Raw genomic sequence first — 17,085 nt, forward strand, 5'->3', positions numbered from 1 at the left:
TGTCGACTCTTCTTGAATCTCTTTTTTCAGATCCTCGAGGGAGCGCTTCTGTTGATCTTTACCTAACAAATTCTTCATAAAGGAAAACATATGATACCTCCTCACACGTCCGGGCACGAACGAAGCTTCTCTTATCATCATAAACGTTTTAGACTAGCCCATGCAAATTCGCCTCTCGAAAAATCAAGCTCCTTGGGGTACACTCACTTTCCAACGAGACAAATCTGGCGCTTCCTTTTGGAAGCTTGCCGGCGGAAAAATAAACACCCACGGCTTACTGGTATTTGCGTGTACAATCAGGCCATCCAGTTCAAATAAGCCTTCCGCCACTTTATCTCCACTTGCATCAAACAGCGCCAACGGCAATTTTTCCAGGGACAGGGACTGCCCAGAGCCGTTGCGTATCAGAAGCATGACATGAAGATCGCCTTCTGACGAACGACCAAGCTGTACACTCTGGATATTGACCTCTCCCTCTTTTAATGCAGGAAGATTCTTGGCTAACTGAATCAAGTAAGTTTTCTGTTCTTCAGATAGCGCCTTAATCCAGGATTCCTCTAGCTCCAACTGATGTGGCAGAACCATTTTCTTTTCCGCCAATTCAAAAGCAATTTTCCAATTTGCCAAAAGAACATCCACTTTCAGGAAGTGTTCTCTATCAAATACAAACGACCACGGTCTAGCGGAACGTGGTGGAATTTCCCCGATCTCGCTCATATCGAACGTCTGGCGGGTAAACAACTCCTGATCACCGAACAGTACCACCAGTGTCGTCTCATTCAGCTGCACAGGTTCATCAGAACTGTTCCGGATGAACGCTGTCACTTCAATCCCTTCATCATGCGGAACAAGAGCAGTCCCTGCCAGAGAGATATTCCCCGCCTGCAATGGTGTCAGTTCTTGAGCCATAAAGGAGAGCGAATACTTCTCCTGTGGACTAAGCTTATCTTCCCATGATTTATGCAGGGAGAGCGTTGTGATGACGCCAGAAGATGCATCCTGTACCTGGTTTTCTTCTTGATGTGACTGTGCGGTATCAGAAGCGGACAAGATTGATTCCTCCTGAACCTGCTCTTGAACCTCTTTCGCCGTTGGTTTATTCCCCATTAAATTCTTCAAGAAGGATAACATATCGTCGCTCCCAACTTTTCTCTACATCTATATACAGTTTGCATTCGTCATCCACTATAGCATAGTGACATCCTTTTGCAACATAGAAAACTTGGCATTACAAACAGCAAATAAACGGTTATTGCAACCATAGAACAGAGCCATTCGTAATAGTAGTTATGTTAGGATACCCGTATGGAGCAGATGATGTCAAGGAATGGAAAGATATCCTTACTCCAAAAATTGACACCTATTAGATGTTAAAGTTTACAATATTATTCAATATTGCTAGAATATAAGTGTCTAAACAAATAACTTGGGGAAGCACCATTTGCCAACTGACCAGTTCAGTTGGTCTTTTTTCTATCATGGAGATAAATAACATAAGTACAAAAAATAAAGGACCTGCCTTTTACTGGCTGGACCTTCAGATTTAATTACCACTTTTACTAGTTACTTAAATAGAGGATTACATAATCGCTAATTGTAGTTTCCAATCCAATGTCTCTCGAATCCCATCTGTTAAACTTGTTTTAGGTACCCACCCTAATTTATCCATAATGTGAGAATTAGATAATACAGAATGATTAATGTCACCTAATCTTGAATCTACATAAACAGGTGCTCCCTGTCCATTTAATAAACGGTTAAACAGGTTGTACAGCTCATTTAAACTTGTGGAAATTCCTGTGGAAACATTAAAGATTTCTCCATCTCCTGCTTGCAGTGCAAGTACATTTGCTCTAGCGATATCCTTTACAAACACAAAGTCACGTGTAGTGCTCCCATCTCCATAAATAATTGGTGATTCTCCTCTACTGAATGAATCAGTGAAAATAGAGACTACACCGCTTTCTCCATTTGAAGACTGCCTTGGGCCATACACATTGGCATATCGTAAAATAGTAAAATCGATACCATACAGATCATGATACATCCTCAAATATTCTTCTGATGTCTTTTTAGTTAAACCATACGGAGAAACTGGCTTCAGCCGATGACTCTCTCTAATAGGCAATTCGATGGGCATTCCATATACAGCAGCTGTGGAAGCAAATATTACTTTTCTTACTTGATGCTTCCGAGCTGCTTCTAAAAGATTGAGTAGCCCTGTTAAATTAACCTGAAGATCCGTGATCGGGTCTCTTAAAGAATTTGGTACGCTAACTTGCCCAGCCTGATGTATGACAATGTCAAACTTTTCTCTAGAAAAGAGCGCATGCAAATCATCTCTAATATCTTGTTCAATAATCTGGACGTTCTTAGTGAGATTCCTTTTTTTTCCAACGGATAAATTATCCAACACGACAACATGATGTCCACTCTCAATTAATTCATCTACAATATGGGAACCTATAAAACCTGCCCCTCCAGTTACGAGTACTTTCATTAAAGTCTCCTCTTCACGCATTTGTGACGGCTTCTATCTTCTCAATAATTAACAGGAAACTTCCTGTCGCCTTTTTTCACCTTTGCAGGCTTTTCTCGTCCTTCTGCTTTGGTTTTATCAAGCAAGACAATGATCGTACGTAACATAATGATTATATCTAGCAGAAGAGAATAGTTTCTAATATAGTGCAAGTCATATCGCAGCTTATCCTCAACATCCGTCGTGTACTTCCCCATAACTTGGGCATATCCCGTAATTCCTGGTTTTACAACATGTCGGTATTCGTATGATTCGAACTGTTGGACAAACTGCTTTGTAAAATATTCTCTCTCTGGTCTTGGACCTACAATTGACATATCACCTATGAGTACATTGAACAATTGAGGCAGTTCATCTATTCTGGTTAGTCTCAAAAACCGTCCGATCCGCGTAATACGAGAATCGTTTTGCTTAGCGATGATTGGTCCCGTATGTACCTCTGCATCTTCTATCATTGAGCGGAATTTATAAATTTGAAACTCATTTCCATGTTGTCCGATTCTTTTTTGCTTGAAAATGATCCTTCCTTTTGGCTCCTCAAACTTGATCAGAAGACTCACGAAAAGAAAAATGGGAGATAAGAGCACCAAAAAAAGAAAAGAGAAAATCATATCAAAAACCCGCTTGATCAATCGCTGGTCAGCGGGAAGACCAAATGGCTTAACTGCTAGGACCATCGTGTCATCAAGTGATGTGATAATCGATTTAGAAAGCAGCAAATCATACAAGGATGGAACAACGTATACAATCTTATTCTGTTTCATAGCTTGGTAAATGATCTGGGCTTTTTTTTCTTCCAATAATTCTGGGGTTATTATGACGGAATCTACCTTATTCATTTGTGCAATGATTTCTTCTATGCTTTGATCAGGCTGAACATGTTTCCACTTTAAGTGACCAAGGAATGACATTCCGATCTTTGCAAATTCAATCTGTGAACCAATTAGTAATGTTGTACCTGATTTATAATCACGTTTACATTTCGAATAAATAAATTTCCATCCTGACAGTAATCCAATCATAAGAAAATACGAAATTAGCATGACAGATCTTGGAAGTGCGAATTCACGAAAAATAAAAGAAGCAGCCATTGTTAAGAATGTAATGAAAGTAGTCGCTACAAAAATACTTCTCACAACATCCCATATGCTTTTTCTATTCAATGTATAGAGCTCATAGACTGTTAGAAAAAACAAGCTAATCAAGAGAATCCAAGGTGCAAGCGCCAGAAACGACTCCCAGTTTCTAACTGTTATATTTTCATATCTCAAGAAAAAGGCCAGAACATATGTAAAGAAAATGATGAACAAGTCGACCGTTAACAAAATAAACTTGTCAATGCGTCTATCCAATATATTAAACATAAAAAAACCCCTAACAATATCAATTGCTAGAGGTATTTTAACATACTTACTGTTTTCCAAACATCACACATTCATATGTCTATGTCGATTCTTAGGATTTTTTAGGCTGATTTTTTAAGAGTTGGTCTTCTTCCACATCTCTAAACGGTTTTGCTGGATTACCGACAACAATCTTTCCGGAGACTACCTGTTTAGTTGCCACGCTTCCTGCCCCAACAACCCCATCTTCCTCCACAATCAATCCAGGTAACAGAGTGGCATTTGCTCCTACCCTGCCGCCTTTTCGAATTGTACACCCTTTAAAAGCAGAAAATCTTTTTTCCGTACGCCCAATATAGTTATCATTACTTGTTACAACACCAGGTGCAACAAACACATAGTCTTCAATAGTAGAAAAAGCAGTAATGTATGCATTTGTCTCAATCTTGCAATATGCCCCTACGCTGCATTCGTTTTCTACAGCCACTCCCCGACCGATAATCGTTTGGGTGCCTATTGTTACCTTTTCACGAATGGTAGCAAGATCAGCAACGAATACTTCATCTGCCAGTTGGGCATTCACGTAAACAATCGCACTGGTTCCAAGTGTACAACGATTTCCGATCACAGTTGGTGGATGATCTGTTTGTTCCTTTAAGATCGATCTTGCGGCACGCATAGGTTTTTTTCCAATTACAACATTGTCATGTATTTGGCATCCTTCGCCGATTTTCGTGCCTTTATAAATGATAACGTTATGACCGATAGATACGTTGTCACCAATCTCTACATCTTCTTCAATGATGCAGTTATTGCCGAATGTAACATGATTCCCTAATTTCGCTTGCGAGTTGATAAATGCACTCATTTGTTGGTCACCTTCCATTTTTGATTAACTCCTCCATCATCACTGCCAAGGTCTCTGCCTGATTCTCGCGCGAAAATTGTTTCGAGACGATATCTTTTCCTGAAATGTTAGACACCGGAAATCCCCCGTACGCAAGCTTACGTATTACCTCAGGTAGATAGTGCTCACCAGTTTCCTTGATATTCCCATATACACCTAGATTGAAACGTTCCAAAAAGTTAAGAAGTTCTCCTCGTACTGTAGTAATAATCAATTTTTCATGTAACAGATAGTCAAACAATTTGTTTGGAAGTGCCCCTTCAAATAATGGAACATCCTTTAAACAAATAAGAAAAGCGTCCGCACAATTTAAATACTTGTGAACGTTTGATTTTGAAACAGCTGAGAGGAATAGTACACTTTCTCCTAGTCCCTTTTCTTTCGTTATCTGTTGGAGTTTCGGCTTCTCAATTCCTTCACCCATTAGTACAATTTTGATCCTGTGTTCTTTTTTAAGCATTTCCATGGCATATATGATTTGAACCAAATCATTAGCGGGTCCATGCGCACCTGCATACATACAGACAAAATCCTCATTTGAGATCCCCAGCGACTCTCGTATTTTTTGTCTATCATAGGAGGGATCAGATGATAGCGTAACAGTTTCAATATCAATTCCGTTAGCCAGAAAAAAGAGTTTATCCCGCGATAGTCCCTTTTGTTGTATTCGATCACCAATACCTTCTGTAAGTACTATAATTTTATCCGCTTCCTTGTACAATACGTGTTCCATCCAGCGCAACAGTCTGATTAACAGTTTGTGTCTTCCTCCTGCGATATCAATCAATGAATCCGGCCATAAGTCCCTGACCTCCAAAATAAATACAGCTTTCTTAACCTTTGCTAACAACATGGCGGAGAAGGCAGTAAACAATGGAGGCGATGATCCTATCAAGACGTCGGGTCTTTCACGCTGGAACACTCCTGCGACAAAGAAACAAATAGCAAACAGAAACATGTTTATAAATCGAAGTACTCCGTTATCCTTATAAGATATCGCTCCTATCCATAGAAAACGAAAACCTTCTAGCACTTCATTTTTTATCAACGTCCATTTGGAAAAACGATACGTTTTGTTGTGATGAATAAAGTTACTTCCCCATAAAGTAACCGTATGTCGCTTTGCTAAGTATTTGGCTAATTCGTAATGACGTGTACTAGCTGGATATTCGGGTGTAACACTATACTGGTTAACGATCCAGACTTTTTTCATATCGTTCACCTAATAGATTGGTATAGAGAAAGATCAACTTTTCACTTTCTTCCTCCCAATTCCCTTCCATATCTGCCCATGTTTTTGCATTTTTCCTGCATTGACGCAAATATTCTTTTTTAGAAGACAATCGGATTATTGCCTCTGCAATACTCTTTGGATCATTAGGGTCAAACAGCTCCCCAAAATGCACCCTGTCATTCAATTTCCTGATTTCTGGGAGATTACTGGCACAGACCGCTAGACCAGCCATCATATACTCAGACAGTTTATTTGGAAGACTGAATAGGTTATTTAAACAAGTCGGTTTATATGGGATGATTCCGATATCAGCTTCGCTTGCTTCCTTAACCAAATTCATCATAGCTACTGGCTCACAAAATTCAATTTGACCGCTGACTATATATGGCGCAGCAAGAGTTCGGAGTTCTTCTTCCATAGGTCCCATCCCTCTTAAGCGGATCACAATATAAGAAGGGAGAGACTTCACAGACTTTATTAACTCTTCCAATCCTCTATCTTTCAGATACCCCCCGTGATACAGTACCACTATTTTTGAGTGATTATCATGAGTCTGAAGGTTTTTTTCATTTTGGATCATCGTAAAGTTGTGTAGAATGACAGGCAAGGAGATTAACCGGTAACGCTTTTGAAGTTCCCGAGCAATTGATTCATTGACCGTTATCGTTTTATTAGCCCGTCGGATAACATACCCTTCTATCAACATTACCATTTTTTTAAACCATTGGGGAAAATCAGCCCTCTGCTCGGCCCACAGTTCATGTGAGTCATACACAAGCAGCGCCCCTCTTAATTTGGCAACCACATAGGCAAATGGCAACATATCAAAATCATGAGCATGATAGACGTCTGCTTTTTGTGAAAATGCAATCTTACTCATCTCCAAAAAAGCAAATAACTTATTCATTGCCATCTTTAAAATCCCCAGCGTCGTCGTGCTCTTTTTTAAACGGTTATTTGTTAACCCATTTGCACGAAACACGGTGTAGTTTCCAATTTTCTCATGCTTTGGAACACTTGATGTTTTGCGTATCCCTACAATACTTACCCGGCAGATATTACTTAGTGAACTCGCTTCCTTCGTCACTCTAGGATCTGAGGTTACCTCGTTGCTTACAAGCATGCAAATGTGTTTCTTTTTCATGCGAGTTCAACCCTTTTTTGTATATATCCATTTGAATCTACAAATCGGGGATCTTCATCAATAAATATTTTAAACCAAAGCTCAACATTCAATAAGGACCATAGCTGCCAACTGAAATCAACGTTTGCTGATAGCATATTTGAAATCCCCGCTACATTAAATAAATCCCTTTGTCTTGCTGAATCATCTAGTAAGATTTTATTCACAAATTGGGGATCCTTTTTAAACCAAACGTTGATTGGCGTTGGAAACCCTTTTTTGTCTTTTCGGTTTAGGACTTCATCGGGTATCATTCCCTTTATAGCCTGCTTAAAAATGTATTTTGGTTCTAATCCCTTTACCTTTACAGAAGACGGAATTGTAGCAGCAAATTCCACAATCCGATAATCAAGCAGCGGTACTCTTGATTCTAACGATACCGCCATACTCGTGCGATCTTCGACTTGAAGCAGTCCTGGGAGATATGCTTTGATATCATGATATAGCATTAGGTCGAAAGGATCTTCACTCACATCTTTGCGGAGATACCTATTGAATGTATTATCCATATCGTAATTTGAAATGGTATCCTGCATCTTCAATCCAAATAAATTGGGGTTAAGTACCATCGATGTAGAATATTTTCGCCATATCTCCTCAAATGTTCCCGGTTGCGTTGGTGTTTCCTGTATTCGTTGTCCTATCTTTTTAATTGTTGTTTTGATTCCATGTTGCTTGGCATACCCGTAAATGAGCAGAGCCTTTCTTTTCAAGCTGTTTGAAAATGACTTCTGCATTGATACTACTGGGGATGACGGTTGCCCATTCAAAGGAAGGTCTTCATATGCAAGGAAATAACGTGTGTACCCCCCGAATATCTCATCCCCTCCCTGACCACCTAAAACTACTTTGACATTATCAGCCGCTAACTGACAAACAGAAAATTGCGGAATAATACCTGGTCCGACTGCTGGTTCATCCATATGCCATATTAGTTTAGCTAATGAATCTTGAAAAAAATTCATATCCGGAGCGATCTCGAGATATTCGGTGCCTGATGCTTTCGCAACTATTTTTGCATATTTTGTTTCATCATAAAAATCGCTTTCATTAAACTTTCCAGAAAACGTTTTTATTCGCTGCTGTAGATGTTTAGCCGATAAAGAGCTAACCGTACTTGAGTCAAGCCCACCACTTAAGTGACAACCCACTGGAACATCACTTCGTAGGTGTAATTTTACGGAGTCATTTATTAAAAACCTAAGCTCTTCAATCGTTTGAGATTCTGTTCTAGAAGCAGCTTCAAATGTAAGATCCCAGTACTCTTCAATGACCAAATCTTCTTTTTCGGACACTGTTGCACAATGACCTGGTAGCAATTTTTTAATGTTATTAAAAAACGTCTTATCATCTGGCACGTACATGAATGATAGATAGTCTACAATAGCTTGGTAATTGGGTTCCCTTTTAATTGTGCGATCGGCAATAATCGCTTTAATTTCTGAACCAAATACAAACCGTTCTCCATCAAAGTAATAGTAGAACGGTTTTATTCCTATTCGGTCTCGTGCTACAAATAACTCACGCTTTTGTTTATCCCACACAGCACAGGCAAACATTCCATTTATTTGTGATAAACCTTTTTTCCCTTCTTGGGCCAACAACTGTAGTAGAACCTCCGTGTCGGACTCAGTACGGAAGATCACCCCTCTTTGGACTAACAGCTTGCGTAATTCTAAATAATTATAAATCTCCCCATTAAACACAATGGTGTAGCGGCCATCAACCGTTGTCATTGGTTGATGGCCCGCTTCTAGATCAATAATACTGAGTCGACGAAAACCTAATCCGAGATTGTTGTCTAGGAATATCCCCTCACTATCAGGACCTCGGTGAGCGATAATATCACGCATCTTAACTAGCTTATCAGGGTTTACCGGTTTTTGCTCAAGATTAAAAACTCCTACGAAACCACACATACACCCTCCAAAATCAACTTGTTTATTCAAAGTAAAATATTCGATCAAGAAATGTTTTTAATACGAATTTCTTTTAGAAATATATATTTTAACTCTGGTCCAAAGTAAGGATGCTTAATAAGAATATTAACTACACTATCATCTGCCTTAAACCTAATGGTCCAAGGATTTAATTCTTTACTGGAAAACGTTTTATTTGCCTGACCAAGGAGCCGTCCTCCTGCTTTCATTTCAGCTGTTAGCTGAAAATCCGTCTCATTGTTTAGAAAATCTCCTCCAATCCAATCCGGAACAATCTCAAGTTCATATTCTTTGCCAGGTATTAATGAGGTCAACTTCCAATTATGATAGTTATTTATTCCTGCCGCTCCAATATACTGGGCGCCTTGATTTTTCGGACCGAAGTCATTATTTCGGATTTCAAATTTTTGATTGACATCTAACCACAATGGGTATATAAATGGATTTTCTGGACCAATCGGCCCAGCGGGATTTGCCTTTTCATAAATATCAGTTCCAACATAGTCTTTTGCTAGTAATGGAGATTTATTAAATCTTTGTTTCCCATTAAGAATTAGTGCAACATCTTTCCTATTTCCATCTCCTTTTCTGAGTTCCTCAAAAGATAAGACATTGGGATTCGTTGAATTATTTAAAGTATCAGTATAATAAGAAGCATAGGTTGGATCGTATACACTCCACTTGCCGTTAATCCATAGCTCTGCAACAGCATGTCCATCATCTGTTGGATAGTTACCTAAACTAATAATTCTACCATTAATTCCTTGAGTAGCAGCTAACGCTAATAGTAAATTTGTAAAAGTTCCACATGCACCTATCCGTTCATTAACTGTGGCTTCAGGACTAGAGTTACTAGCGATTCCTACCTCAAAATCAGCAATAAAATCCATGAATGCAACAACTTTTTGATGAGGAGATAGATTCCCCTTTTCAGCTAAAATACCGTTCGCAACATTTACAATTTCGTTGGTAATTGGCTGTTTAAATGGTCGTAACGGGTTATTTGGATCATCACCCCTAAGAAAAAAGTTTTCATTATTATTTACATTATTATTTGCAATAGAATGGGATGGAAAAAATAAACTATAAGAAGAAACAATCACAGCTAGTGTAAGTTTAGCAAATTTATATTTCATAGCTGTTACCTCCAGTGAATTAGAAATTCGATTCTTCCGTCTCTGTGTTTATCGTTAATCTTAGTACTAAAATCTTTGACATCTTTATGATTTGTGTCCTCCTTAAAAATAGGGCCAGATAGACTGGCCCTAAAATTATACCATGCAAATTATTTTTTTTCTTCAAGAGCCAACATTTTGATCCCTCGAATTAATATTCGAGGTTGCCCTACAGTTTTCCTCACCGTAACCTTTACTGAACTTGCTTTTACTCCGCCTACATTAATTTGCTGTACTTTTCCCTGTTGTTTTGTCCTGGTTATTTGCTTGAAACTTTTCCCTGTCCTGTCTAAGAAATCAATAATATACTCTTCTCCATAGTTTTTATCGCTTTCCCATGTCAGCTCAATGCTTTGAATAGGGACCTCTTTCTCTAATTGTAAAGTAAAAAATTGAGGTAACTCACCTTCAATGAATGCACCATAATCATCATTTGGATCATTATCTAGAGCATTTTCAACACCATGCTTTGGATAGGTTTTTGATGACGATGATACTTTTACATTTCCAGTAATGTCCACGAGTTGACTTTGCGAGTTTTCTTCTATTATTGAGCTCTTCCCGTTAAGCGTGTTATTAAGATAATACGACCATTTTTCAGCATATTGAATAAAGAACCAATCGTTTGTTTTCTTACCTAATTCCTGTAATTGTTGTACGTGAAACTTTTGATAATCAGCCCCCATAAACCAACCTAAATCTTGGGGGCGAATAGTTAGAACCGCTTCTTTCCACTTACCATCTCCAGTAGTCCTAATTATTCCATTTTGAATTGGTGTAAACTCAAGGTAATTCCCTTCATTAATGGATTGAATTTTTACAGCAAATTGACCTTTTGATTCATCTTTATACTTAATAATTATACGATGAACAGGAAGATCAAAGTAATTCTCAATAGGCTTCTCCGGAAGGGCACCTACAATAAAGACATTATGTCGATGTCCATTTTTAATCGCTTTTTTATTATAGAGATATCCATTGTTAAAGTAGCGAACTGTCTTCCCATCTACTTTCACAGCCTCAGACCAATCGGTGCCAGATATTCGAGGATGAGAGTTGAAATCATTATTACTTCCAACATTAATATGTGTTACTGCTTTTGTTTCAACGTTTTCGATATAAATTTCATCAATTGCTGGACTTTTATTTCCATCCACCCAATCAAGTTGCAATAGAAACTCTTTTTTCGGATTTTGATCATATTTTGACCAATAACCGTTATCAAAAAGCCACAATGTGTCTTTTAATGCCTTTATCCCTTTCTCAGATAAATCACCGCTACTATCTAACAATGTTACAGTAGAAAATAAATGTGCATTCAAAACATGCGTGCTATTTGGGACTTCCTCAAAAAACAGTGCGTCTTGACCAATTTGCGTTGAGAGGCCTCCATTTTTTACAGGTACATTGTAGGCATTTACAGCTTGTTGAAGTAACTCTTGATAATTTACTTCTGAATTAGGCTTGCCCTCCTTTACAGCTTTTTGTAGAGCCTCAATAATATAATTTTGTCCAAATGCCGATTGCCATGGATTTTTTGAGACCACATCATTATATGCGTTATCAAAACCGAATTCCCATATTTTCGCGTCTTTAGCAACTATTTTACCGTTGGTTTCTATCCATTTGTATGCCGCCTCAGAACTTACTAATTCAGGGTTCACTCCATAGGTTTTAATGATTTCTTCTTTAGTCCCTCTACTGTAGTCACTAAAAAACATATTCCCTTTGATAGCTTGTGTTGCAATAATAAATGGACTGTATACTGCTGGCCCTGGTCTCCCCTTTCCGTCCCAGCCTGTCGGAGTAAATTTATTCTCTTTACTTGCTTGATGCTGTCTTAAAACCCCATCCTGATCAAAAGAAAAAAGGGATAGCATTGGAGTTTGTTGTGGTAAAACTTGTGGTTCAGCCTTTACAACTTTCACTTCATTTTCATTAAACTGTTTTATTGAATTAACATATCCCCTATTTTTTCTTTCCCATTTTTCTAATGATGGAGAAAAGTTAGCTAGCTGAGATAAATAATCAGTATGCTTTTCAGCATATGAAATACCTGTCCACCAACCTAAATCCGTAGTTCTTACAGGTATTTTCCATTCTACCCATTTATTAGAGCCAGTTAGCAACAAATCACCGTCATGCAAATTACGGAAAGATGTCCCTGGGGAAATGGATCTTAATTGTGTCGATACATTCCCTGCTTTTTCATCTTTGTATACAATACTCAATTCAAACCAATCTTTTCGCAGATTATCCGTCCATTTCGAAGGTAACGTAAGGTAAAAATAAGTGCCTGGAGCATTCATTTGACCATCCGCATCTTCTTGGCTTGTAGCAGGATTAACTGGTTTTAGTCTTCTTATCGTTCGATTATCTAGAAATTCTGTTTGCCCCCAGTCGTTACCAGCAATACGTACATGTCCCTCAGCATCACCTTGGCTCCCGATGTCAATAGAGACTTCCTCACCGTTTTTAGGATCTCTGAGTGTAATCTTATCAATAGCTAAATTCAATAATTGATACCCATATGGGTTGTTAAAACGAAACAACAACTCATCTTTTTTCGGATTAAGATCATATCTTAACCAGTACCCATTATCGTACATAGGTAGCCATTTTTCCAAAGTTGCGATTCCTCTGTCGAACCAATCCTTATACTTTTGTTCTCCAGATGCATCAGCGAGTTGTTTTATTGCAATAAGAGTTCTCATATGCCCATTTAAAATATGCGAAGGATTTTCTACAGGAACTGCTACTTCCTCAAACCAAATGTCTTGACCTTTTTCAAAAAGCAGTCCCTTATTATTCAGAGGGATAAAAAGTATTTGCGCTGCTTTCTCTGCCAAATTGAGATATTTGGGGTCGTTAGTTTCATTATATGCCGATACAAATGCTTCAATACCGAGTGCTTGTCCAAAGGCACTATACCAAGGGGACTTGATTTGGAGATCATTATAGGTATTATCAAAATCATAGTACCAAATATAATTATTGTTATACTCGATTAAATTTTCTTCTAACCAATTTATACAAGCCCAATATTTTTTCATATCACCTTTATTTAAATACTCAAGCGCGTAAACACCTACTCCTGCTGGATTTATCTTCTTACCAACACCATCTATTTCAAGATAAGGTACACCATTCTGATCAAATAATTGTTTTGCTCTATCCACATCAGTCTGTTGTACATCATTCAAATCAATAATTCCTCCTTGGTTCATATTCATAGATTCTTCGTTTCCGCTTGCAAAGTATATTGAAGTAACCAAAGCAAAAATAAATAACCCGCAGGCAACTATCCACTTCGTTAGTCTTATCACAAAAGTATCCTCCCATGTTGATAATTATGTCCCCTGGGTTTATATTTCATTAGCGCCTTAATCAATGAATTCCCTAAACCACAGTTCCAAGCAAAGGAGTCCCCACATCACACGACTAAATTTTGTTTGCTTGCTCAAGATTTTTTCGATCTCAGTAACGTTGTAATATCCCCTATTAGCAGTACGAGGATCAAGAAGGATTTCCTTTATGAATCCATTCAGATCTTTTTGATACCATTCATTTAATGGTACGGGGAAGCCCATTTTGTCCTTCCGATTAATGATCTCGTCTGGTACGTGATTTTTAACAGCTTGTTTCAAAATATTTTTTGATTTACCGCTTTGGAATTTTATTACTGGTGGAATCGTAGCAACTAACTCCATTAGCCGGTAATCAAGTAGTGGTAATCTCGATTCCAAACCTACTGCCATACTGGTTCGATCCTCAACATGCAGTAATGCTGGCAATGATGCCTTTACGTCAAAATATAACATTTTGTCAAGATAAGAAGTTGCGTTTGAACGATTAAATATCTTTTGATAATCATCAAATACAGAATAGCTGCTGCTCTCCGTAAACAAATCGGAGTCTAATACATCTTTCATTCCTTCACTTCTATCAATTAAACGGAAATATCTCTGATCTTGTGGACCGAAAAGCCCCTCTTTAAAGAAATGCTGAAGCATTGGTTTATAGTTGCTCAATAGGTTAAGATTTGGGATGATGGAACTTAATGTGGTTACAAATTCTCCACGATTCGCCGTATCTTCAATTGCACCTTTCAAGCTTTCTTCTAGGTAAGCAACCATGTATCGTGCATATCCCGCAAATATCTCGTCGCCACCTTGTCCACCTAGAACTACCTTTACATGCTGACTGGCAAGCTTCGAAACCATGTATTGTGGAAATACACCTGGGCCTGCTCCTGGTTCATCCAAATAATATATGATATCTTGGATACTATCTGCAAAATCACTAGCAGTTGGAAAAATCTCATAGTAATCTGCCTTTGAATGCTTTGCAACTAATTTCGCGTAGTATGTTTCGTCATACTCTTTACTGTCTGAAAAGCCTCCAGTAAACGTCTTTATATTCATTCCCTCGAGAAGAGAAGCTGCAAATGAAACAACTGAGCTTGAATCCAATCCGCCACTAAGATGCGCCCCTACCGGAACATCACTTCTTAAGCGGATTTTCACAGCATCTTCCAACAAAAACCTCACTTTGTCGACGAAGTAATCCTCTGTATGATACAAGTCATAATTAAAATTAAAATCCCAATACTGCTCGATATTTGCTCGGAAACCATCGCTTATTTTTATAGTTAAATGGTATCCTGGCTCCAGCTTTTTAACCCCTTCAAAAAGTGTTTTATCTGCTAATGTATACTGAAAAACATAATAATCTTTTAAACCCTTCATATTTACTTTACGCAGTGCTGGATTATGGGAAAGGAGCGCTTTAATCTCAGACGCAAAAATAAATTCACCATCTTGCATGGAATAGTAAAATGGTTTAACCCCGAATCGATCTCTAGCAGCAAATATCTCTTGCTTGTTTTGGTCCCATATCACAAATGAAAACATACCATTGAAACGACTTACACAGTCTTTTCCATATTCCTCATAGGCATGAATGATGATCTCTGTATCACAATAGGTTTTAATATTGTGCCCTTTTTGTACTAATTCTTGCCGTAACTCTAAGTAGTTATATACTGCCCCATTAAAGACAATCCAGACTGTTCCGTCCTCATTTGTCATTGGTTGTTTCCCGTTTGTTACGTCAATGATACTTAAACGCTTATGGCCCAAACCAATATTGTCATGCAAAAAAATTCCTTCATCATCACGGCCGCGGTGCTTGAGTTTTTCTCCCATGATTCTTAATTCATTTTCATATACTCGCTTCTCTGAACGAACAATTCCATATATGCCACACACGACGCAAGTCCTCCTTAAACAAATACCTTCTCAAGTACTTTTTCAGTTTTACTCATCGTTAAATACTCACTAGTTAACTTTTGTTCCTCTACTTCCCAATTGATTCTTCTCGCTGCATCATTTAACTTTTCTTTAAAATGCTGCAACTTACTCTCATCCTCAAAGAACAAATCTATTGCATTTGCAATGAATTTGGGATTAGAAAAATCTTGAACAATACCAATCTGTTCTCCAATGATTACTTTTCGTAAAAAAGGTAAATCGTTGGCTAAAATCGGTAAACGCGCTTGTATAAATTCATATAATTTGTTTGGGGAACAGTAGTATGTGTTTTTATCTACTGCTGGGTACGGGATAATCCCTACATCCGCCGAACAAGTGTACTTCAGTAGTTCATCTTGAGATACAGCTTCCATAAAATAGACTTTACTCTCGACATTTAACTTTCTTGCAATGTTTTTTAGAACTTCGACATAAGTCCCGAACCCGAGCATAACTAAAACAACATTCTCATTTTTTACGTATTTCATTGCCTTCACAAGGTTTTCAAGGTTTCTCTTACCTAAAAAGCCACCTTGAAACAATAAAATCTTCTTCTCCCGCCCAATTCCCAACTTTTCTCTAAATAAATCAGAATGCTGGTAGTTAAGATACTCTTCCCAATGTTTCACAGCATTTTGAATAACCAATGGTTCTTTTACTGTCACATTATACTTCTGCTGGCACTTCTCTATAATTTGTTCACCTAGTAATTCATTTGGCACTATCCAGAAATCAACTTCAGGTAAGATTTGCGCTTCTATTTCTTCCAATAACAAAGCATATTTTTTTGGAAGCGTGCATTGTTCCGTATAATTTTCATGTGCATCATAAATTAAAGGGACGTTTCTTTCTTTTGCAAGCATGTATCCTGCCTTTAATGCTGGTAAGTCGTTAGCCACAACTAGATCAAACTGTTCTTGAATACCCGCATTATAGAAGGCCTTATCAAATAACGGAAAAAAGTTAATGTTAAATGTACGAAAAAACTTTAAAACCACGTTATAAAAAACATTTACCATTTTTTGTACCAGTGCTATACATTTCGTCGTTATCCAATTTAACAACTTAGTATTAATAGAAACCATCTTATTTTTAGATTTTCGAACAAGTTTATAGGAAGTGTTCTTTTCAATGGCTACCATGTTTTTATTTGCATATTGGTTAATAAAATCGTTTCTTTTATAAGCAAAACTCATAATTTTTTTATGAATACCCCTGTAAAATTTTACGATTTTTGAGTGGTATTCAATGTTTTGAAGATCAATTCTTTTAATCGCAATATTAGGGTCAATCGTGCCCGATAAGAAATTGTCACCAGAGAAAGGCACACCTATAATGGTTACTTTAAACCCATGTTTCAACAGGGAGTTCGCTTGCAATGTAATTCTTCGATCAATATCTGTATCAGGAGTTAAAACTAATATATTCAAGATGACCCCTCCGAAACGGTAC

The 17,085-nt window shown here is 37.8% G+C and carries 11 protein-coding genes; all 11 read right to left on the reverse strand.

Going from position 1 to position 17,085, the window contains the following annotated elements; genetic code table 11:
• Positions 1–183 precede the first annotated feature (183 nt).
• Positions 184–1,131 carry an accessory Sec system S-layer assembly protein gene (locus tag HP568_RS00005; RefSeq protein WP_056486985.1) on the reverse strand — a complete coding sequence of 316 codons (948 nt, stop codon included), beginning with the start codon at positions 1,129–1,131 and terminating at the stop codon, positions 184–186.
• Between the two features lie 448 nt (positions 1,132–1,579).
• Complete coding sequence (locus tag HP568_RS00010; protein ID WP_254550984.1) at positions 1,580–2,521, reverse strand: SDR family oxidoreductase; 942 nt, start codon at positions 2,519–2,521, stop codon at positions 1,580–1,582.
• Between the two features lie 20 nt (positions 2,522–2,541).
• Positions 2,542–3,903 carry a sugar transferase gene (locus tag HP568_RS00015; protein WP_173628126.1) on the reverse strand — a complete coding sequence of 454 codons (1,362 nt, stop codon included), beginning with the start codon at positions 3,901–3,903 and terminating at the stop codon, positions 2,542–2,544.
• Positions 3,904–3,994: 91 nt separating this feature from the next.
• The gene (locus HP568_RS00020; protein ID WP_254550985.1) at positions 3,995–4,768 is read right to left on the reverse strand and encodes an acyltransferase; all 774 of its coding nucleotides are present in this window, start codon (positions 4,766–4,768) and stop codon (positions 3,995–3,997) included.
• Positions 4,758–6,002: a glycosyltransferase family 4 protein gene (locus tag HP568_RS00025; protein WP_217366313.1), complete on the reverse strand. Its 1,245-nt coding sequence runs from the start codon at positions 6,000–6,002 to the stop codon at positions 4,758–4,760. The genes HP568_RS00020 and HP568_RS00025 overlap by 11 nt, the downstream gene beginning before the upstream one ends.
• Positions 5,980–7,167, reverse strand: coding sequence for a glycosyltransferase (locus tag HP568_RS00030; protein ID WP_173627976.1), 1,188 nt, complete (start codon positions 7,165–7,167; stop codon positions 5,980–5,982). Before HP568_RS00030 ends, HP568_RS00025 begins: the two co-directional genes overlap by 23 nt.
• Entirely contained in the window at positions 7,164–9,173 is a 2,010-nt protein-coding gene (gene asnB, locus HP568_RS00035) for an asparagine synthase (glutamine-hydrolyzing) (protein ID WP_173627977.1), read from the reverse strand. The genes HP568_RS00030 and asnB (HP568_RS00035) overlap by 4 nt, the downstream gene beginning before the upstream one ends.
• A complete protein-coding gene (locus HP568_RS00040) occupies positions 9,170–10,282 on the reverse strand; it encodes a transglutaminase-like domain-containing protein (RefSeq protein ID WP_173627978.1) in 1,113 nt (370 codons plus the stop codon). The genes asnB (HP568_RS00035) and HP568_RS00040 overlap by 4 nt, the downstream gene beginning before the upstream one ends.
• A gap of 149 nt (positions 10,283–10,431) precedes the next feature.
• Positions 10,432–13,647 carry a D-glucuronyl C5-epimerase family protein gene (locus tag HP568_RS00045; protein WP_173627979.1) on the reverse strand — a complete coding sequence of 1,072 codons (3,216 nt, stop codon included), beginning with the start codon at positions 13,645–13,647 and terminating at the stop codon, positions 10,432–10,434.
• A 57-nt stretch (positions 13,648–13,704) separates the two neighbouring features.
• Positions 13,705–15,591 (reverse strand): asparagine synthase (glutamine-hydrolyzing), encoded by a 1,887-nt coding sequence (asnB, locus tag HP568_RS00050; RefSeq protein ID WP_173627980.1) that lies wholly within the window; start codon positions 15,589–15,591, stop codon positions 13,705–13,707.
• A 14-nt stretch (positions 15,592–15,605) separates the two neighbouring features.
• Positions 15,606–17,063: a glycosyltransferase gene (locus HP568_RS00055; protein WP_173627981.1), complete on the reverse strand. Its 1,458-nt coding sequence runs from the start codon at positions 17,061–17,063 to the stop codon at positions 15,606–15,608.
• Between the last annotated feature and the right edge of the window lie 22 nt (positions 17,064–17,085).

The organism is Brevibacillus sp. MS2.2, assembly GCF_013284345.1.
In the GTDB taxonomy this organism is placed as follows: domain Bacteria; phylum Bacillota; class Bacilli; order Brevibacillales; family Brevibacillaceae; genus Brevibacillus; species Brevibacillus brevis_C.

What these genes read in the sequence shown, in the direction of transcription:
- HP568_RS00005 (WP_056486985.1), bottom strand. Translation starts at nt 1,131, where the DNA reads ATGTTATCCTTCTTGAAGAATTTAATGGGGAATAAACCAACGGCGAAA.
- HP568_RS00010 (WP_254550984.1), bottom strand. Translation starts at nt 2,521, where the DNA reads ATGCGTGAAGAGGAGACTTTAATGAAAGTACTCGTAACTGGAGGGGCA.
- HP568_RS00015 (WP_173628126.1), bottom strand. Translation starts at nt 3,903, where the DNA reads ATGTTTAATATATTGGATAGACGCATTGACAAGTTTATTTTGTTAACG.
- HP568_RS00020 (WP_254550985.1), bottom strand. Translation starts at nt 4,768, where the DNA reads ATGGAAGGTGACCAACAAATGAGTGCATTTATCAACTCGCAAGCGAAA.
- HP568_RS00025 (WP_217366313.1), bottom strand. Translation starts at nt 6,002, where the DNA reads ATGAAAAAAGTCTGGATCGTTAACCAGTATAGTGTTACACCCGAATAT.
- HP568_RS00030 (WP_173627976.1), bottom strand. Translation starts at nt 7,167, where the DNA reads ATGAAAAAGAAACACATTTGCATGCTTGTAAGCAACGAGGTAACCTCA.
- HP568_RS00040 (WP_173627978.1), bottom strand. Translation starts at nt 10,282, where the DNA reads ATGAAATATAAATTTGCTAAACTTACACTAGCTGTGATTGTTTCTTCT.